Origin of the sequence: Roseateles flavus (assembly GCF_039872765.1) — a bacterium.
Classification (GTDB): domain Bacteria; phylum Pseudomonadota; class Gammaproteobacteria; order Burkholderiales; family Burkholderiaceae_C; genus Roseateles_B; species Roseateles_B flavus.
Map to the genome: position 1 here is coordinate 1 of NZ_JBDPZC010000003.1, position 19,738 is coordinate 19,738.

Genomic DNA, 19,738 nt, shown 5'->3' on the forward strand with positions numbered 1-19,738 from the left:
CTGCGCTTCCTCCACCGGCACCTGGCCCAGCAGCCGCTGCTGCATCAGCACCGTCCGCGCCCCGGAGTCCTTCACCATGTGTTCCAGGCGCTGCGCCGGGTAGCTCGGGTCCAGCGGCACATACGCGCCACCGGCCTTCAGGATGCCCAGCAGGCCCACCACCATCTCCAGCGAGCGCTCCATGCACAGGCCCACCAGCTCGTTGCGCTGCACCCCGCACGTGTGCACCAGGTACTGCGCCACGCGGTTGGCCTGTTCGTCCAGCTCCGCGTAGCTCAGGCTGCGGCCTTCGAAGCTCAGCGCCAGCGCCTGCGGGGCCTGCTGTGCCTGGGCCTCGAAGAGCTCGTGGATGCGCACGTGCTGCGGGAAGGCCCGCGTCGTGGCGTTGAAGCCTTGCAGCCGGGCCTGCTCGGCCGGGCTCACCCACCGCAGCGCGCCCATGGCGTCAGCGGGTCGATCCAGCAGGGTCTGGAGGGCCAGCTCGAAGGTATCGGCCAGCCGATGCACGACGTCGGCATCAAAGAGCCCTTGTGCAAAGCGCCAGTTCAGCGCCAGGCCCTGCTCCGCAGCGCGGATGTCCAGTTCGAGCTCGTACTGGCTGAAGCCCTGCTCCAGCTGCGCGGCGCGGCAGGCCAGGCCCGGCAGCGAGAACGCCGGCATCTCCTGGTTCTGGTAGGACAGGCAGATCTGCACGAGCGGTGCGATGCCGGCACTGCGGGCCGGCATCAGGCGCTCCACGATCTGGGCGAAGGGCAGTGCCGCGTGAGCCACCGCCTGCTGGAAGCCAGCGGTCGCCAGCTTCAGCTCATGGATGAAGCTGTTCTTCAGGTCGAACCGCAGCCGCAAGGGCAGCAGGTTCACGAAGTAGCCCACCAGCCCATCGAGCCTGGACGAGGGCCGCACAGCCAGCGGCGTGCCGATCACCACGTCCCTCGCATTCGAATGCATGCCCACGGCCAGCGCCAGCAAGGTGTGCAGGACGACGAATTCCGTCGTGCCGGCCTGCCGCCCCATGGCACGCACCTGCTCGAGCCGCCCAGCCGGCAGCAGGCGCTGGAAGGTCAAGACCTGACCCTCAGCGCCCAGCGCCCGTTCGCGGTTCACGCGCAGGCCGTGGACCTCGGGGGCATCGGCCAGGGCCTCCTGCCAGTAGGCGAGGTCCTGGGTGCGCTGTGCCTGGTGCAGCTCGGAACGCTCCCAGACCGCGAAGTCGGCGTACTGAAGGGGCAAGGGCTCCAGCACGGCGCTGTGCCCCGCATGCGTCAGCTCATAGAGCCGCCCCAGCTCCTGCACGAAGACACCCAGCGACCAGCCGTCGCTCGCCGCATGGTGGAAGGCCAGCCAGAGCTCATGGGTCTGCGCGTCCAGGCGGACCAGCGCTCCTCGCAGCTTGCAGTCCTTCGCCAGGTCAAAGGGAGCGAGGAAGACCTGCTCACGCAAGCCTTGCAGTGCAGCGTCGCGCAGCACGGGTTCCTGACCCTGCGTGCAGAGGCGGGCCAAGGCCTTGAAGGGGGCCTGGCCGGCCCGCTGCACGAGGCCCGTCGCGCTGACCTCCATCGACGACTCCAGCACCTGGTGCCGCGCGCACAAGGCGCGCAGCGCCGTCTCCAGGGCCTGCTCATCCAGCGCGCCAGCGCACTCGATGCGTGCGCAGAAGTGCAGGCCGGGGTGCCGGCCCTGTGCCTCGTAGGCCAGCCAGAGGGCCTCCTGGCCAAAGGACAGCGGCGCGGCCTCGCCGGTGAGCACCACAGGCCTCAGCTGCGCCTCTGTCCCCGTGAAGGCCGATGACGGCGAGGCGCCGTCGGAGGCCAGCCTCTCCAGCCAGGACTGGATCTGCGCCTTGCGCTCCCTCAGTTCAGCCAGCAGCTCGCCCTGCAGGACACCACGCGGCGCACTCGTCTTGAGCTGCCCCTGCTCCAGCTGGAAGCGGATCCCGAGCTGCTCGCAGCGGCCAAGAAAGCTGATCCACGATGTGTCCATTCCCTCTGCTCCTGATGCTGGGTTGTCCCAGACGTATCACCCATGTGCGGCCCCTGTGCGCAGGCTGCCAGCCCGGCATCGCGGCCTGATGACAAGACGCTGCCGCCGGTGCTGAGTGCAAACCGGCGGCATGCGCGTCGCGCGCAGCGCTCCCCCGCGGGGGGCGCTGCCGCGTTCATTGCTGGCTTGGCGCGGGCCGGGATCGCTCCCGCCCGCGGACGCCCTCAGTTCGCTCCGGCCTTGCGGATGCGATAGGTCCAGTTGATGCCGTAGTAGTCGCGCCCCACGATGCCGGCGTCTTCGCCGTAGATCACGGCGCTGTACTTGACCTGGTAGTTCGCACCGTCGCCCCAGACGAAGCGCAGCCGACGGACGTGGGCGAAGCGGTAGGTATCCAGCTTGGCCGGGTCGGTGAAGGCGTCGTGACAGACCTGGTAGCTCGGCTCGGAGACGCCCTGCTTGGAAATGCACTCGAAGCTGACCAGCTCGCCATCGGTGTCGATGAACCAGTGACCACCGACCGTGCCGCCGTCCAGGTTTCCATCGGGGCGGAAGTTGACCTTGACCAGGCTGACGCCGTCGACGCTGGGCATGTAGTAGCTGCCGGGGAAGGTCTTGGGGTCCAGCACGGGCTTGGCATCACGGATGACATCGGTCATGAGGTCCAGGTCGGAGCCATCCGCTGCGACGAAGCTGAGCACGGCGCTGTAGCCGCCCTTGATCTCCTTGACGAAGCGCAGGCGGTACTTGGACACCCGTCCCGGCATGTCGTCCAGCTGAAGGCTGATCGCGCCGCTGTCGTCGCGCGACCAGCTGAAGCCGCGGGACTCGCTGTGGCGGCCCTGGATGACATCGACATACTTCATCACCCCGCGCGTCGCCGAGCTGAACTCCAGGGTGTTGCCGATGCCGTCGATGGTGAACTGCGCATCGAAGGCGCCGGGGAAGGTCCCGAAGAAGCGGTCACCCGCCTTCACCTCGGGTCCGCGCACGAACTGGTTCACGATGGAGAAGGCGCTGGTGGCCTTGTGCGGCTTCTCGTACACGTCGACGCCCAGCGCGGCCCGGTCCATGCCGGCCGGCAGGTCCACCTTGCGGTGCAGCTCGTAGCTCACCAGGAGGTTGTTGGATGCGCCGGCCATGAGCACCGCGTTCTCCAGCCACTCCTTCACCTTCACGGTGATCGGCTCACCGGTCACCGGATGGGGCACGGTCAGCTGTGTGTCCACCGCCTCGTCCTTGCCCGTCAGCACGGGCATGGCACGCATGGGCGTGGGCGGCAGCGGGATGGTCAGCACGTGGGGCACGCTGGTGTCGAGCAGGCCCATCTGCATGAACTGGCCGTCGCTTCCCGCGGGATTCGCGTAGGAGAACTGCGCGGCCTTGGTCATCAGGAAGCGCCCGCCGGGCACCGTCGAGCTGCTCAGCGTGGCGGGGCGGAAGTTCAGCTCGCGCGTCGACGGCGCACTCGCACCTGCCGGCGTCGACTCGATGGTCCAGGCGTAATCCTGGGGACCGACCCGCAGTGCCACCTTGATCCGCTCCGTCCCCACCGCCGGACATTGGCGCAGATCGGGCAGATTGCAGATGGGGTCCACCTTGGTCAGCATGGCCTCGCCATTGCTGTTCACCGACCAATGGAAGCGTGACTGGACCTCGCCGCCCACGACGATGCGGCCGGTCTTCACCGCTTCCAGCTCCGCGCTGACATTGATGCTGGAGGGGGAGAACTCGTACTCCACCTCACCCGGCGTCTCGGTCCGCCAGCCGCCCAGCAGCTTGTCAGCCTCCAGGCGCACAGGCGCCTGCTGCGAGTCAGAGCCGCCGCCGCAAGCCGCGAGCGCCATTGCGGCCGCCACTGCAGCCAGCCAGCGCGCCATCTTGAATCCAGGGACTGTGTTCAGTTTCATCATTGCGTTCGTTGGTTGTGACAAGCCGTGGACGCCGCAAGGCAGCAGGCGCCGTGGCCTGCCCCGCGCAGCTCCCGTGGCCGGGAGGGATGCCGTCAGACCGCTTGCGGGGCCTGGCGCGCTGGGCTCTGGACGGCGGAAGGAGCGCTGCCGGCGTCGCCTCGGGAGGGAGGCCCGGAGTCGGCGATGTCAGCGCTGACGCGCTGGCCGCCTTCCATCTTGATGACGGCATCCGCGCAGTGGAAATAGCGGTCGTCGTGCGTGATCGCCAGCACCAGCTTGTTCCGCCTGCTCAGCTCCGGGAGGATCACTTCGTAGAAGGCGCGCTTGAACTCGGGATCCTGGTCGGCGGCCCATTCATCGAAGACGTACATGTCCCGGTCCTGCAGCAGGGCGACCAGCAGGGCCAGGCGCCGCCGCTGGCCGTCGGAGAGCTTGGTCGCGGTGAACTCGCCGTCGCGGTACTGGGTCTTGCCCTGCAGGCCCAGCATGGCGATCAGCCGGTCCACTTCCTGGGTGTCGACCGGCGTCGCCACATAGAGCTTGCGGAACAGGTAGTAGTTGGAATAGATCGCCGAGATCCGACGGCGCAGCGACTGCCGGTTGCCGTCATGGACCACGGTGCCATCGAAGGCCAGCTGACCGTCCTGCGGGCGGTAGTGCAGCGTCAGCAGCTTGGACAGCGTGGTCTTGCCCGATCCATTGCCGCCAACCAGGAAATAGACCTTGCCGCGCTCCAGGTCCAGGTCAATGGGGCCGACCGAGAAGGCCTTCTCGGAGCCGCCGTCCTCCGCGATGACGTAGTGATAGCGCAGGCCGCGCACCGTCAGGTGCTGCCACGGCTCGTGCGAGGCAGCGGCCTGCTCCTCCCGCACATCGGCCAGACGACGGAACAGCTCGGTCACGCGCTCCGCCGAGATCTTGCCGGCCTGCAGCTGCGGCAGCATGGCCAGGATGTTGCCGACCGGCGCAGCAATGCACAGCAGCACCATGACGGTCCCGGACACGGTGTCCGTCGGCAGACTCAGCAGGCGGGGCAGCACGAACACGGTCAGCCCGATCACGAAGAAGGCCAGCAAGTCGCTGAACACGCCGGCCGAATGCAGCAGGGCGTCGCCATGCTTTTCCCAGCGAACGGCGGCCTGCTGGCTCTGGACGACCTCTTCGTCCATGAAGCGTCGGGACTTGGGCCGGTCCAGCCGCAGTTCGTAGGCCCCGAGGATGACGCCCCGCACGCCCTCCAGCGTCACGTCGCGCAGCTGGGTGGAGCGCCGGTAGAAGCGCTCCGAGATGCCCAGCGGCAGCTGGAAGGCGACGACGCCCACGAAGATGGCCAGCAGCACCATCCCCAGCACCGTGAGGTTGAGATAGGCCAGGTAGGCCAGCATGCCCATCACGGTGACGGCAGAGACCATGATCATCGGGATCGCCGCGGCGGCGTTGGCGATCCGGTTCACGTCATCGACCACCACATTGATCAGCTTGGCGAAGCCGACCGCCTCCAGCGCATCGACCTCCAGGCGGTTCACATGCGCGGTGATCGACACGCGCAGGTCCGCGGCGGCCGACTTGGCAATGTGGTTGATCAGGATCACCGAGCCGGCCTTGGTCAGCATGATCAGCGAGCACAGGCCGAAGAACAGCCACGCGCTGGACAGTCCGCCCGCCTCGCCCGCGCCCTGGCTGCCCAGGCCCTTCATGATCATGGGCACCGCCGCGCTGTACAGCGCTCCGGCCAGGGCGCCCAGCGCGATGCCCAGGACCAGCCTGGCCGGCGCCTGCCGGAAGAGCATCCGCCCCACGGACAGCCCGCTGGGCGGGGGGCCGGAGAAGTCGGTCGCCTCGCTCGTCGGCGGGGTCGGCGCCGAGGGCGTGAGCTCGGCCGCCAGGGCCTGCTGCATGGGCCCTGCACTCATAGCAGCACCTCCTCAAGATCGTCGTCTTCCGTCGGCGCAGGCTGGGTCAGCGACTGCGCCATGCGTTGCATCACGGCGGCCTCGATCACTGCGGCACAGGCCCGCACGGACGAGTTGCCGTAGAACCGGGCGATCGGAAAGTCCACGCCAAAGCCTTCGCGGATCTGCGTCACCAGGCGCGAGGCCTGCAGCGAGTTGCCGCCGACCTCGAAGAAGTTCGCCGTCACGCCAAAGTCCTCGCGGCGCAGCACGGTCTGGCACAGGGCCAGCAGCTGGCGCTCGGTCTCGGTCGCCGGGGCCACCATGGCGTCGCTCAGGCGGGGCGCCGGCAGGCGCCGCCGGTCGACCTTGCCGTTCGGGCTTTGCGGCAGGCGGTCCAGGCGCATCAGCACGGCCGGTCTCATGGGTTCCGGCAGGTGGGTGCGGAAGGTGGCATGCAGGGCGGCCTCCAGCAGGGCCAGCTCGGGATGCTGCGGCGCCGTCACGTAGTACAGGGTCAGCGTGGCCTCTTCGTCGTCCGGCAGCGACGGCACCCAGGCGGCGGCCTGGCTGACGCCGTCCACGGACTGGGCCAGGGCCTCGATCTCGCCCAGCTCGATGCGCACGCCGCGCAGCTTGATCTGGTGGTCGGTCCGCCCCAGGAACTCGAAGCGTCCATCGGCCAGCCGCCGGACCCGGTCGCCGGTGCGGTACAGGCGCCCCGAGCCGCGCAGGCGATCCGGCACAAAGCGCTCGGCGGTCAGCTCGGGGCGGTTCAGGTAGCCCTTGGCAATGCTGGCCCCGCCGATGTAGAGCTCGCCGGGCGCGCCTGCCGGCTGCTCCTGCCCGCCAGGGCCCAGCACGTGGAAGCGGGCATGGCGATAGGGGCGGCCCAGCATGCAGCGCTGCTCGTCGTCATCGGACTGCGGCTCGTGGCTGGCGCAGACGATGGTGGACTCGGTCATCCCGTACAGGGCCAGCACACGGAGGTCCGGACGCCAGCGCCTGATCTTGCGCAGCAGCGTGCCAGTCACGGGCTCGCCACCGACCAGCATCAGGCGCAGGGGGGCATGGGAGCCTGGCCCCAGGGCCATGGCGGCGTCCAGCCAGCGCTGGGCCAGGCTGGGCACGGCATGCAGCACCGTCACGTCGGAGCTCAAGGCCGCCAGGCGGTCGATGTCGGCCACGTCTTCGCCCCGGACGATCTTGACCGAGCCGCCGCTGGTCAAGGGCAGCAGCAGTTCCAGCAGCGAGGCACCGAAGGCCTGCGAGCCGATGGTCGGCATGCTGTCGGACGGGCCGAAGCAGGTCACCTCGCGGTTCGCCAGCAGTGAATGCGCCAGGTTGACCTGCGTGACCTCCACGCCCTTGGGCTCGCCCGTGGAGCCCGAGGTGAAGAGCACGTAGGCCACGCGCTGCGGATCTGGGGTCAGCGGCGCGAGGGGCGGCTGCCCATCCGTGCCCAGGGACTCCACCCACCACCGCGCCACGCCGGGCGCCGGCGGGAAGGACTCGGCCTGCGCCTCGCTCAGCAGCACGCCGCGCGCCTGCGAGGTCAGCAGCATGGTCCCGATCCGTTCGGCGGGATAGCGCGGATCGATGGGCAGGTAGGCGGCGCCCAGCTTGAACAGGGCCAGCAGCGATGCGACCCAGTGCACCGAGCGGGCCAGCCCGACGGCCACCACGCAGCCGTCCCCCACGCCGAGCCGGGCCAGGTGCGCGGCGTAGGCGCTGCTGAGTTCGTCCAGCTGCGCGTAGCTGACACGCTGCCCCTCGTCGGACACCGCCAGGGCGTGAGGCTGGCTGCGCACCAGCGCGGCGAAGGCCTCGATGGCCGTGGGCAACGCGGCGCCGCCCTCACCGCCCGCGCTGTCTTCCACACGCGCGGCGGCTTCGGCCGGACCGCCGGACGCAGGCGCCACCGGCACGACGGCGAAGCTGGCCAGCGGCCGCTCGGGTTCCGCCAGGCCGCCTTGCAGGAGGCGCACGAAGCTGTGGCTGAGGGCCTCGATGGTGGCAGGCAGGAACAGCGCCGACGCGTACTCCCACGCCAGCACCGTGTGATCGCCATGCATGTGCAGGTGCAGGGCGATGTCGAACTTGGCCACCGGCTGCGACTGGATGATGGGGCGCACGCTCAGGCCATGCAGACGCAGCGCCTGGGGATCGCCGTCCTGCTGCGTGAGCATGATCTGCAGCAGCGGGTTGTAGGCGGCAGACCGGCCCGGGTTCAGGGCCTCCACCAGGGCGTCAAAGGGCAAGGCCTGGTGCCGCAGGCCGGCGACGGACAGGCGCTGTGACACCTCCAGCAGGCTGGCCAGCGTGCTGTCCGGCCCCAGCTGGAAGCGCAGGGCCAGGGTGTTGACGAACAGGCCGATGGCCTGGGCCGCCTCGGGGTGCAGCCGGTTGGCGGCGGCCACACCGAACACCACGTCATCCTCGCCACCGTGCCGCGCGAGCGTGGCGGCGAACACGGCCTGGTACACGGTGAACGGCGTCACGCCCCGCTGGAGGGCGAACTGCTGGACGGCGGCAGCGAGCCCTTCAGGCAGCGCCTGGCGATGCACCGCGCCGGCCACGTCGCGCACGGGCGCCCGGGGCATGTCCGGCATCAGCCCGTGCAACTGCGGCGCCTCGTGCAGGAGCTCGGTCCAGTAGGCCAGGTCAGCGCCGCGGTTCGCGGCCCCGAGGCGCTCCTGGTGCTCCATGAGGTCCGCGTATTGCAGCGCGGGACGCTGCGGTGCCTGGCCCTGCCCGAGGGCATGGGCATAGGCCTGTTCCAGGTCCCGATAGAGCCGGCGCGCACTGAGGCCGTCAGCGGCGATGTGGTGGAGCGTCAGGGCCAGCACATGCTCGCCATCGGCCAGCTTCACCAGCAGGGCCCGCAGCGGCCATTCATCGGCGAGCTGGAAGCGATGGTCGGCATGGGCGGCCAGCAGGGTCTCCAGCGCGGCGGGTTCGGCGCCCGCCTGTGTGAGGTCCCGGCTTTCCCACTGCACGGGGCCGGGGGCGTCGACGCATTGCTCGATGCCTTGCTCGCCCCGCAGGTAGCGGGTGCGCAGGATGTCATGGGCGGACACCACCCAGTCCAGCCCGCGCCGCAAGGCTTCCACGTCCAGCGGGCCGCACAGGCGGAGCGCCGCCGGGATGTTGTAGTAGGACCGGCCCTCGGCCAGCTCCTCCAGCAGCAGCATGCGCGCCTGCGCCGGCGAGACCCGCCAGCGATAGGGCGCCCGCTTGGGCGACAGCAGGCGCACCAGCTCCGCCTTGTGCTGGCGCACCAGCGGCAGCAGCGCCTCCAGCACCTCGTCCGTGGCGTGAATGGAGAGGTCGGCGCCCTCCACCCCGAGCTCCGCACCGCGGGCGCGAAGCAGGTCCAGCAATTCGTAGGGGCTCATACCGTTGGGGCTCATACGGTGACCGTCCGCTTCGGGGCTGCCTGCACCGTCGGACGGGCCTGCTGCCGGGCATCGATCCAGCGGGCCATGTCTTCCAGGCGAGGCGTCTCGAACAACTGGGCGACCTGCAGGTCGGGCAGCCCGTACTGGCGCCCGATGGCTGCCACCACTTCCGCGGCCGACAGCGAATCGCCTCCCAGCGCCAGGAAATGGTCCTGCGCGGACACGTGGCTGCGGTTCAGCGCCGCGCACCAGATGGCAGCCAGGGCCCGCTCCGTGGCCGAGTCAGGCGCCCGGCCGCCCGCCGCGGCCTCGTGCAGCACGCCGGTGTCGGCCAGGATCTCAAGGGTGCCGTCCTGCAGCATCGCCCGCGTCTGGCGGCGCTGGATCTTGCCGCTGGACGTCATGGGCACCTTGTAGGGCTTGACCAGCACCACGCGATTCACCACCGCCTCGTACTGCTCCATCACGGCCGACCGGATGGCGTCGACGACGGCCTGTGCGTCCATGCTGCGGAAATGGGCACGCTCGATCTCGGCCACCACGACCAGCTGTTCGCCCTCCTCGCCGGCCTGCGCGAAGGCCGCCACATGGCCCTCGCGCACGGCTTCATGCGCGCGCGCTGCGCTCAGCTCGATGTCTTGCGGGTACAGGTTGCGGCCATGCACGATGACCAGATCCTTGATGCGCCCCGTGATGTACACCTGGCCCTGATGCATCACGCCCAGGTCCCCGGTCCGCAGGTAGCGATGGGCGTTGTCCGGCTCGTCGACGATGGCCTGGCCGAAGGTGGCCAGCGAGAGCTCCGGCATTTCCCAATAGCCGCCGGCCACGCTGGGCCCGGCAAACCAGATCTCGCCCACCTGGCCTTCCGGCAGGGCTTTGCGGCTGTCGGGATCAACGATGCGAAGGTCGTGCGGTCCCAGCGCTGCACCGCAGGCCACGATCTGCGTCGCCCGCGGCGAATCGGGCGGCAGCAGGCTCAGCTGGCGATCGGCCAGGGCGAAGCGGTCCGCGCACTGCGTGATGGGCTCGGCCGCCGCGTCGCCGCCACTGATGAACACTGTGGCTTCGGCCATGCCGTAGCTCGGGTAGAAGGCCGTGGACCGGAATCCGCACGCCGCGAAATGGCGGGCGAACTGATCCAGCGTCGACGCCCGCACCGGCTCCGCGGCGTTGTAGGCCACCCGCCAGCTGGAGAGATCCAGGCCCGCCAGACGCTCCGGCCGGATCTTGTCCACGCACAGCTGGTAAGCGAAATTGGGCGCGCCGCACATGGTGCCGCGGTACTCGGTGATGGCGCGCAGCCACATTTCCGGATCGCGCACAAAGGCTGCCGGCGCCATCAGGGTGGATTCCGCCCCCATGGCGGCAGGCCACAGCACGGTCGTGACCAGCCCGAGGTCATGGAACAGCGGCAGCCAGTTGACGAAGCGGTCTGCCGGGTTGCCGGTGGACATCAGGGAGAGATGCTCGACATTGCCCATGATGTTGGCATGCGAGATCATCACGCCCTTGGGCATGCCGGTCGAGCCGGAGGTGTATTGCAGAAAGGCCAGGTCCGTGAGTGCGGGCCCGGGCTGCGCCAGGGGGCCGGCGCCGGCCAGCAAGTCCTGGTCCACCGCGTGAAACTGCAGGCGCGACGCCAGCGGTCCGATGGTCTCGGGACTGCTCAGCCAGTCGAGTTCAGCACGGGTGGTCAGCGCCAGCCTTGCATCGCAACTCTGGGCCACCTTGTCGATGCGCTCCTGCTTGATGCCGCGGCGCGGCAGATAGAGCGGTACGGCCACCCAGCGCGCCATCAGGCAGGCGAAGAACGCACGCACATAGTCCAGGCCCGGCGGGAACAGCAGCAATGCCCGGCTTCCGGCGGGGCCTCGCTCCTGCAGGAAGCCGGCGAGGCGCTGCGCCTCGTCCCAGAGCCCTGCGTAGCTGAGCACCTGCGGCTCGGTGGACATGTCGGAGAGGAACCGGAATGCCACGGCGTCAGGTTGCGATTGGGCATGCTGACGCAGCCGCTCCACGATCGTCTTCATGCGTACCCTCCCAGGCGCCCTTGTGAGGCGCCCATAGCTGTGCATCAACCCCAGCCAGGTGGAGTTTGAAATTCAATTGGGATGAAGAAATAACCCGGCACAGTCTTCGCAAGACCCTGCCTGCCGCCCATCGCCCTGGCGGCGCCGGCGGCACGCCCTCGGAGGGCGCCCGGCCCGCGCTCAGCCGGCGCTCGCGCGCCGCCGAGACACCTCAGTAGGCGCCGCTTTCCTCGAGCTGCTCGAAAAGCTGCTGAACATTACCCTGTTCAAAACCCTGAGCACCCGAAACGCGGGAGATGAATTCAAACATCATCCCCGAATTTGCATCACGCGAAGTGAATATCTGGACAAGCCCCTCACCCCGAATAACGCTGGTGGAGAATTTCATGCCGTTCTTCGCCAAGGCCTCGGAGGCACGAGCAACGTCGTCCACCTCTATGGCAATATGCTGAACGCCGGGGCCATATTCTGAAAGGTAACGGCTCACCTGCGAATCTTCCGCATTGCTCTGAAGCAGCACGATGGAAAAACCGCCGGCGTCCAGTTCTGCCGAGCGCATGCCGGAGTACTGGCCACGGGTCACACGCTCCGCCATGAGATGGAAGCCGAACACATCTCGATAAAGACTGATCGCCGCATCAAGATCGTGGACTGCGATGGCCACATGATCAATGCGGCCGCCTGCCAAGGATTTGGATTTCATACCACCCGCTTTATTCTTGGAATCAACGCTGCGCAATAAGGCTGCCATCCGCTGATGGCAAGAGACAGGCCAAATCAATACCAGCCCGAAACAGAAGACCCATCGGGCCTCCACCTCCCCAAGATGCGCACGAATTGCCCAGGCAAACCCAGCCGCATCTTCAACGGGAAAGCAGCCCGCAGCGTACCCCCACTCAAAGGCGGAATTATGACCCCCACCCCCAGACCGCCAAGCCAAGGGTAAACACTTAGCGTCGACACCCTGTAAGACATTCGTATTGCCATAGAGATTTTCAGTAAATTAATTGACTCGAATTTGGTCTTTTGTTAGGCAACAGAATCAATTCCCACATCTATTACAAATTATTTCGCCACTATCCGCCTCATTACTTTTGTCATTTGCCGGCCTCTTATGCTTAATTTTCTGCCCACAGTGCCGGGGCGAGCCTTGGTGCCCCGTTCCCCGGTGAGTCCCGGACAGGGCTCCTGCAGCCCTCCCGGAGCATCCCGGGCTCATGGGCATGAGAAACTGAGGCATGCGCCTCACCATTGCCAACAAGAACTACTCCTCCTGGTCTTTGCGCCCCTGGCTGCTGCTGCAGATGCTGGGCCTGCCCTTCGAGGAACGCCTGCTGCCCTTTGCCACCTCCGCCGGCGGCCTGGCCTATGCGGGCCGCACGCCCAATGGTCGGGTGCCCTGCCTGGAAGACGGCGAGCTGGTGGTCTGGGACTCCCTGGCCATCGTGGAGTACATCGCCGAGCTGGCCCCGGGCGCCTGGCCGGGAGACCGTGCCGCCCGCGCCTGGGCCCGCAGCGCCTGCGCCGAGATGCATGCGGGCTTTGGCCGCATCCGCGACGTCTGCACCATGAACTGTGGTCTGCGCGTGAAGGTGCGGGACTGGAGCCCTGCCCTGCTCGCCGAGTGGGCCCGCATGGATGCCCTGTGGTGCGAAGGCCTGCAGCGCTTCGGCGGCCCCTTCCTCGCGGGCCCGGCCTTCACCGCGGTTGACGCCTTCTTCGCGCCGGTGGCCCTGCGGGTGCAGAGCTACAGTCCGCCGCTGTCTCCCACCGCCCAAGCCTACGCCCAGCGCCTGCTGGACCTGCCGCCGCTGCAGGACTGGTACCAGGCCGCCCTGCTGGAGCCCTGGCGCGATCCCGCGCATGAAGCCGAGGCCCAGGCCGCAGGCGACTGGCTGCAGGACCTGCGCGCGCCAGCCGCCCCTTCCCGCCCCTAGCCCCTAGCACCCGAGACCGCCATGTACATCGCCCTGCTGAGCTATGTCCGCCCGCTGGAGGAAGTGGATGCACTGATCAATGCCCATCGCGCCTACCTGGAGCAGCAGTACGCCGCGGGCTTCTTCGTGGCCTCGGGCCGGCTGGAGCCGCGCACCGGAGGCGTCATCCTGATCCGCGAGCATCCGCGGGCGCTGGTCACCCAGATCCTGGAGCAGGACCCTTTCCACCAGGCCGGCGTCGCCCGCTACGAGTTGCTGGAGTTCACGCTCAGCCAGATGCTGGCGGGCTTCGAGAACTACCTCTGAACGCGCGGGCCCTGCCCCGCGGATGGGCTAGCCCTCGACGAGGGCCGCGCCGTGCTGGCGCATCAGCTCGCGCAGCACCGAGCGGTGGCAGCGGGCCTCGTCCTCGCAGTAGCAGCCCATGGAGAAGGCACTGTGCAGCGACAGCGCGGCCAGCAGCTGCAGGCTGCGCTCGGCCTCGGGCTCGGCCATCTCGGCCTTGTACCTGCGCATGAACTGCGCCCATTGCGCTGGCGTCTCGGCCGCCTGGCCCAGCTTCATGGTCTCGACCGAGGGGGCCAGATTGGGGTACCAGACGTCGTACCAGTTGCCGGAGGCGAACTCGCTCTTGGGCACGCCCCGCGGCGGGCGCCGCACGGTGCCGATGCGAAGCCCTTCATCGGGCGCCCGGGGGCTGCCCAGCCTGACGATGCGCAAGGCCATGGGGTGTCTCCTTTCCTGCTGGCGCGCTCAGCGCTCGCCTGCCGAGAGCAGCAGCTGCGGATGCTTGAGCCGCGCCGGGTCCGGCAGCTGGCGCCGCAAGGCGGCTCCGCGCAGGGCCGGGATTTCTTCCGCCGCCAGCTGGGCCTGCACGGCCAGGGTGCGGTCGTTCAGCACCAGCACGCCCTGAGGTCCTTCCCTGGACGCGCTGATGCCGCGATCCAGCGCCTCGTAGTGGCCGGCGTAGACGATGTCTCCCTCCTGGATGCGCAAGCGGACCTGCAGCGGGCGCAGCGAGCGGTCCACACGGGCAGTCTCACCGGCCTGCTGGACCAGCTCGAAGTCCTCGATCTCGTAGTCCCCCGCAGGCAATGCCAGCAGCATCAGCTCGCCCTGGGATTGGGGCGTGCGCCAGGGCCAGGTCTTGCCTCCCCAGCCAGGTTCTGAGGGGTACTGCAGGACCTGCGCCGCCTTTGCGCCCCCCTGCGCCGGCACGCCGCGCAAGCCCAGGGCGCAGGACCGGTAGGGCCGCTCGGCCGCGGTGCCCAGGCCCAGCAGCAGCCAGCCCGTGCCCGCCTGGGCGCGCACCGCCGGCGGCAGCAGCAGCGTCAGGACGGCGGACGAAAGGCCGAGCACGCAGCGTCGTCTTTGCAGGGCAGGCATGGCAGCAGCTCCGGTGGGGTGGCTCACCACTGTACGCTGGGACCGGCATCCACCCCGCCGGCCAGCTCGGCCTGCAGGGTGGCCAGCAGACCCCTCATCGAGGCCCGCAGCGGGGCATCGGCCAGCATGGCGGCTTCCGTCACGCAGGCGCCCAACAGGGGCAGGCTGAGGCTGGACCGGCGCAGCAGCCGCGCATTCATGGTGCGCAGCACCTCCTGCAGGCTCTCGAAGGCATGGTGGGCGCGGGGCGAGGTGTTGACCAGCGCGACCGGCTTGTCCACGAAGCCCTCGAAGCTCACCAGCCAGTCCAGGGCGTTCTTCATCACGCCGGAGATGCCGTGGGCGTACTCCGGGCTGGCGATCAGCAGCACATCCGCCGCCTGCACCGCCGCACGCCACGCCTGCACGGCGGCCGGTGGCTCGCTTTCGAGGTCCGGATTGAACAGCGGCAGGCGCCCCGCATGCTCGCTGACGTGGACCTGCTGCGGCCCCAGCTGGGCCAACGCACGGCAGAAGGCTGCGTTGATCGAGGCCCGGCGCAGGCTGCCGGCGACGGCCAGCACCTTCATGGCATGCTCACGATCGTCATTTCGCACCCTGGTCCACGTCCTTGATGAAGCGGATCAGGCCCTGGAACCAGGTCTTCTGGTCGTCGTACATCGACATGTGCGAGCCCTGGGCGCAATGCAGGTAGCGGCCCTTGGGCATCAGCGAGGCCATCTTCTCCATGTGCTTGGGATCCATGGTGTCGTACTGGCCGCCGATGGTCAGGGTGGGGACGGCGATCTTGCCGAGGTCCGCCATCCGGTCCCACTTGGCCAGCTTGCCGCTGGAGCTCATCTCGCTGGGGCCCTGCATGGGCACATAGACCTCGCGGTTGGTCTTGTCGAAGCCCCGCTTCACCGGATCCGGCCACTGGTCCGGCGGCATGCGCAGGATGTGGTGCACGTAGTAGTGAGGGATCAGCAGCTCCATGTAGCGCGGGTTGTCGTAGTCCTTCCTCGCCTCCAGCTTGAGGATCTCCTTGAGGGCCTGCGGGTCCATGGCGGGCATCAGCGTGGTCTCGGCGTAGCGCACGTACTCGGGAATGCTGGCCATCATGTTGGAGATCACCAGGCCCTTGAGGTGCTGCTGGTACTTCAGCGCGTACTCGATGGCCAGCATGCCGCCCCAGGAGTGGCCCAGCAGGTAGAAGTTGTCCTTGTCCAGCTTCAGGGCCTGGCGGACCTGCTCGACCTCATCCACGAAGCGGTCCAGCTCCCACAGGCTGCCGTCCTTGGGCTGATCGCTGTAGGCGGAGCCGAGCTGGTCGTAGTAGTAGTACTCGATGCCCTCGCCGGGGAAGTAGCTGTCGAAGGCCTCGAAGTACTCGTGCGTGGCGCCGGGGCCGCCGTGCAGCAGCAGCACCTTGATGCGCGGGTTGTGCCCCACCCGCTTGGTCCAGACCTTGAACGTGCCCTTGGGCGTGGTGATGGGGATCAGCCGGACGCCACCGGTCAGCGCATCCTCGCCGCTGGCGTCGTGATAGCTGGCCAGGCTGGGCTGAACGGCCCCGGAGGCGGCAGCCGCCGGCTTGTCGGCGCCGGGAGCGGTGGCCGGCGCCTGGCCCGCGGGCTGGCAGGCCTGCAGCCAGGCGGTGGCGGCCAGGATCAGGAGCCATCGCGCAGTCAATCCAGGGGGCAGGTAGGGCATGTCGGTCTCCGGGCTGGGAAGCCGCCTTTGTAGACGGTGGACGGGCCGCCGGCCACCGGGTCTTCACGGTGGCCACGGTCGCGCGGGGCCCCGGCCTCAGCCCGGGATGTCAGGTTCCACCAGCTGCGCCAGCAGCAGCAGGGACTCCTGCCAGCCCATCAGGCAGGCCTCCTTGGGAATCACGGCGGGGATGCCTTCCTGCACCACCTCCAGCTCGGTGCCGCAGAAGACCTGACGCAGCCGGATGGTGACCGTCAGCACACCAGGCAGGTTCGGGTCCTCGAACTGGTCCGTGTGGCGGATCAGCGAGGACGGCACCAGCTCCAGGTACTCACCATGGAAGCTGTGGCTGTTGCCGCTGCCGAAGTTCGTGAAGGACATGCGAAAGCGGCCGCCAACCCGCGCATCCAGCTCATGGACCGTGCAGGTGAAGCCATGCGGCGGCAGCCACTTGCACAGCGCACCGGCCTCCAGGAAGGCGCGGTAGACCCGCTCGGGCGGCGCGCGCAGGATGCGCTGAAGATGGACGGTATGGGTCTCGGGCATGGCGGCTCCTCTCGCAGGTTCCCGCGCATGCTAACCAGCTGCCGGCGAACTGCAAGCCCGCACCGCCCCTGGGTGATCTCTGCAGGCACCAAAAAAAAACGGCCGGGGAGACCCGGCCGTTGCAAAGGCATTGGTGATTGAAGCGAGAGATCAGAGCTTGTAGTTCACACCCAGCAGGGTCTGGCGGCCGTACTTCTCCCAGCCGCGGTAGCGGTCCTCGCTGCCGGAGAAGGTCTGGAAGGCCGAGTTCGTCAGGTTGTTGACCTGCAGCAGGAAGGACAGCCCCTTGTACGTGCCCTCCTGGATCTCGTAGCCCAGCTGCAGATCCACCACGGTGTCCGCCTTGATGAAGGTCTTCTCGCTGGTGCCGCCGGGGCCGCCGATGGAGCCCAGGAAGTTGGAGCGATGGCGCTGGCTCACCCGCAGGGAGTAGCCGTTGTTCTCGTAGTAGGCCGTCAGGTTCAGCACGCTCTTGGACAGGCCGGGCAGCGGCAGGTTCTGGTCACCGAAGCGCGAGTCCTTGACGTTGATGGAGCTGTCCGTCAGCGACAGGTTGCCCTGCACGCCAAAGCCCTTCAGCGAGGGGCTGACCATCTCCAGCGGCACCGACAGCGAGAACTCCAGGCCACGCAGCGAGCCGCCCTGGCCGTTCTCCGGGTGGGTGATGGTGCCGATGGTGGTGCTGGGCTTGATCGGCGTGCCATCGGGGGCGGTGCCGGTCAGCGGATAGTCCTTGAAGTCGAAGGGCGTGGTGACGTTGTAGATGTAGGACTTCAGGCGCTTGTAGAAGCCGGCCACGGCCACATAGCCCTTGCTGCCGAAGTACTTCTCCCAGGACAGGTCCAGATAGTCGGACTTCCAGGGATCCAGCCTGGGGTTGCCACCGCTGCCGCTGGGCGTGCCGGTATTGCCGGCAGACAGGCCCACCTGGAAGGAGGCGTTCAGGTCATCCAGCTTGGGGCGGGCGATCGCCTGGCCGGCGCCGAGGCGCAGCTGCTGCTGGTCGGGCAGGCTCCAGGAGAGGTTGAGGGTGGGCAGCACGTCGGTGTACTTCTTGCCATCCTGCACCGGCACCAGAGAGGCCAGCGGCCACTGCAGCAGGGTGTTGGAGGTCGAGCTCTGGTCGGTGTTGACCACCTGCAGGCCGACATTGCCGCGCACCGGGCGACCCAGCAACTCGGTCTCGAGGTTGGCCTTGGCGTAGACCGTGCTCACGTTCTCCTTGATCGCCCAGTTCTTGGTGGCGCCCCAGGGGTTCAGCACGGCGGGGGTGTAGGGACCGAAGTTGCTGGCCAGCGCCTTGTCGATGTCCCAGGCCAGGATGGCGGGCAGGCCGACGCGCGAGAGGTCGGTGGGTGACAGCAGGTCGGCGCTCGCGAAGTCGGACTTCAGCGCGTTGAAGCCGGTCTCCAGATGCTGGCGGCTCTTCTCGCGGCGCGAGTAGTTCAGGCCGAAGTCGACGCTGGTGATGATGCCGGCGTCGAAGTCACGCGTGAAGTCCAGGCGCACGGCGTCCAGCTTGTCGCGGAAGCTCGGCACATTGACATAGCCGTTGCCGAAGGGGCCGCCCAGCTTGACGGCGGCATTGCTGTCGTAAACCTTGCCGAACTTGAAGGTCGGCACCGGACCGGCGTAGTTGTAGGTGATGGTGTCGGCGCCGAGGCCCGAGTTCATCTCGATCAGGGTCTCGTCGTGGTCGGCGGTGGAGTGGCTCAGGTCCAGCACCGCGGTCCACTTGTCGACGACCCACTTGTTGTTCCAGCCGATGGCGCTGAGCTTGTCTTCGCGCGTCAGGATGTTGTTGCGCACCACCGGGGTGGCCTGCACCGTGCCGGCCAGGGCCAGACCGTTGGTGATGGTGGTCGAGTTGAAGTTGGCGCCGGACCAGTTCTCGAAGGGCACTTCCATGCCGCGACGGGTCTCGTCATACGAGAACTTGGAGTGGTAGACGTCCAGCGTCGAGCTGAAGCTGGTGCTCGGACGGTATTCCAGCACGCCCATCACGCCGTCACGCTTCTCGCGGCCGGTGTAGTACAGGCCCTTGAAGCCCTGGGGATACAGCGCATCCTTGTCAGCCACGCCGGCGCCGCTGAGGTTGCCACCGTTCTTGACCCAGTTCCAGGTCTCGAACTGATAGCGGCTGACCGGGTGGTCGCTGTGGGCGAAGCCCACGGCCAGACCCAGGGTCTTGTCGGCGAACTGGTCGATGTAGGAGGCGCTGACGCGGTTGCCCGTCGAGGGGGCACCGTCGGAGATTGCGCCGTTGGAGTTCTTTTCGCCGCGCACGTTGAAGGCCACGGTGCGCTTGCCGAAGTTCAGCGGCTTGACGGTCTGCAGGTTGACCGTGCCGGCCAGGCCCTGGCCGACCAGGGAGGCGTCGCCAGTCTTGTAGACGGTGACCGCACTGATCAGCTCGGACGGGTACTGGTCGTATTCGACGTAGCGGTCGCCACTGGTGCTGACCTGTTCGCGGCCGTTGAGCAGAGCGGACGACAGGTCCGGCGCCGTGCCGCGGATGCTGATCTGCTGCGCCTGGCCATTGACGCGCTGGGCAGCCAGGCCGGGCAGGCGCGAGATGGACTCGGCGATGCTGATGTCAGGCAGCTTGCCAATGTCTTCGGCGGAGATGGACTCCACCACCGACGTGGCGTTCTTCTTGACTGAGATCGCGTCTTCGATGCCCTTGCGGATGCCGGTCACGGTGACGGTATCCAGCTTGTTGTCACCCTGCGCCGCGGGCGCCTGCTGTGCCTGGGCGCCTGCCGCCAGCATCAGCAGCGCGCAACCCGCCACGACGGGGCTCAAACGGAATGTGTCGCGATGGACTTGCACTGTCTTCATCCTTGTCTCCTGTAGCTCTTTGAACAACTGCTGCCGCGCCCCTCAGGACGGCTGGGACTGCGGCGCCATGGAACCCTTTGACTGAAACAATTCTGTACTAAAACTAGATTCGCACAC

14 protein-coding genes are annotated in these 19,738 nt (G+C 68.0%); 2 read left to right on the top strand and 12 right to left on the bottom strand.

Annotated features, from left to right (window positions below):
• The 6 genes from ABDJ40_RS07900 to ABDJ40_RS07925 form a co-directional block, all read right to left on the bottom strand.
• On the bottom strand, nucleotides 1-1,980 hold a 1,980-nt coding region (locus tag ABDJ40_RS07900; protein WP_347608506.1), incomplete at its 3' end, for a condensation domain-containing protein.
• A 224-nt stretch (nucleotides 1,981-2,204) separates the two neighbouring features.
• A complete protein-coding gene (locus ABDJ40_RS07905) occupies nucleotides 2,205-3,890 on the bottom strand; it encodes a hypothetical protein (RefSeq protein WP_347608509.1) in 1,686 nt (561 codons plus the stop codon).
• 95 nt (nucleotides 3,891-3,985) lie between these two features.
• Nucleotides 3,986-5,806: a cyclic peptide export ABC transporter gene (locus tag ABDJ40_RS07910; RefSeq protein WP_347608512.1), complete on the bottom strand. Its 1,821-nt coding sequence runs from the start codon at nucleotides 5,804-5,806 to the stop codon at nucleotides 3,986-3,988.
• Nucleotides 5,803-9,183: a non-ribosomal peptide synthetase gene (locus ABDJ40_RS07915; protein WP_347608515.1), complete on the bottom strand. Its 3,381-nt coding sequence runs from the start codon at nucleotides 9,181-9,183 to the stop codon at nucleotides 5,803-5,805. Before ABDJ40_RS07915 ends, ABDJ40_RS07910 begins: the two co-directional genes overlap by 4 nt.
• A gap of 11 nt (nucleotides 9,184-9,194) precedes the next feature.
• On the bottom strand, nucleotides 9,195-11,219 hold the full coding sequence (locus ABDJ40_RS07920; RefSeq protein WP_347608518.1) for an AMP-binding protein: 2,025 nt from the start codon (nucleotides 11,217-11,219) through the stop codon (nucleotides 9,195-9,197).
• Between the two features lie 211 nt (nucleotides 11,220-11,430).
• Nucleotides 11,431-11,922, bottom strand: a complete 492-nt coding sequence (locus tag ABDJ40_RS07925; RefSeq protein ID WP_347608521.1) for a VOC family protein — start codon at nucleotides 11,920-11,922, stop codon at nucleotides 11,431-11,433.
• A gap of 535 nt (nucleotides 11,923-12,457) precedes the next feature.
• Here ABDJ40_RS07925 and ABDJ40_RS07930 point away from each other — a divergent pair.
• Together ABDJ40_RS07930 and ABDJ40_RS07935 are read left to right on the top strand one after the other, a co-directional pair.
• The gene (locus ABDJ40_RS07930; RefSeq protein ID WP_347608524.1) at nucleotides 12,458-13,156 is read left to right on the top strand and encodes a glutathione S-transferase family protein; all 699 of its coding nucleotides are present in this window, start codon (nucleotides 12,458-12,460) and stop codon (nucleotides 13,154-13,156) included.
• 21 nt (nucleotides 13,157-13,177) lie between these two features.
• Nucleotides 13,178-13,462: a YciI family protein gene (locus tag ABDJ40_RS07935; RefSeq protein WP_347608526.1), complete on the top strand. Its 285-nt coding sequence runs from the start codon at nucleotides 13,178-13,180 to the stop codon at nucleotides 13,460-13,462.
• A 27-nt stretch (nucleotides 13,463-13,489) separates the two neighbouring features.
• Here the strand turns inward: ABDJ40_RS07935 and ABDJ40_RS07940 are convergent, their stop codons facing one another.
• From ABDJ40_RS07940 to ABDJ40_RS07965, 6 genes are all read right to left on the bottom strand, one after another.
• Entirely contained in the window at nucleotides 13,490-13,882 is a 393-nt protein-coding gene (locus ABDJ40_RS07940) for a DUF488 domain-containing protein (protein ID WP_347608529.1), read from the bottom strand.
• A 27-nt stretch (nucleotides 13,883-13,909) separates the two neighbouring features.
• Entirely contained in the window at nucleotides 13,910-14,542 is a 633-nt protein-coding gene (locus tag ABDJ40_RS07945; protein ID WP_347608532.1) for a hypothetical protein, read from the bottom strand.
• A gap of 23 nt (nucleotides 14,543-14,565) precedes the next feature.
• Nucleotides 14,566-15,111 (bottom strand): NADPH-dependent FMN reductase, encoded by a 546-nt coding sequence (locus ABDJ40_RS07950; protein WP_347608535.1) that lies wholly within the window; start codon nucleotides 15,109-15,111, stop codon nucleotides 14,566-14,568.
• 16 nt (nucleotides 15,112-15,127) lie between these two features.
• A complete protein-coding gene (locus ABDJ40_RS07955) occupies nucleotides 15,128-16,234 on the bottom strand; it encodes a proline iminopeptidase-family hydrolase (protein ID WP_347608538.1) in 1,107 nt (368 codons plus the stop codon).
• A gap of 96 nt (nucleotides 16,235-16,330) precedes the next feature.
• Nucleotides 16,331-16,780 carry an SRPBCC family protein gene (locus ABDJ40_RS07960; protein ID WP_347608541.1) on the bottom strand — a complete coding sequence of 150 codons (450 nt, stop codon included), beginning with the start codon at nucleotides 16,778-16,780 and terminating at the stop codon, nucleotides 16,331-16,333.
• A 150-nt stretch (nucleotides 16,781-16,930) separates the two neighbouring features.
• Nucleotides 16,931-19,621 (bottom strand): TonB-dependent receptor, encoded by a 2,691-nt coding sequence (locus ABDJ40_RS07965; RefSeq protein WP_347608544.1) that lies wholly within the window; start codon nucleotides 19,619-19,621, stop codon nucleotides 16,931-16,933.
• Between the last annotated feature and the right edge of the window lie 117 nt (nucleotides 19,622-19,738).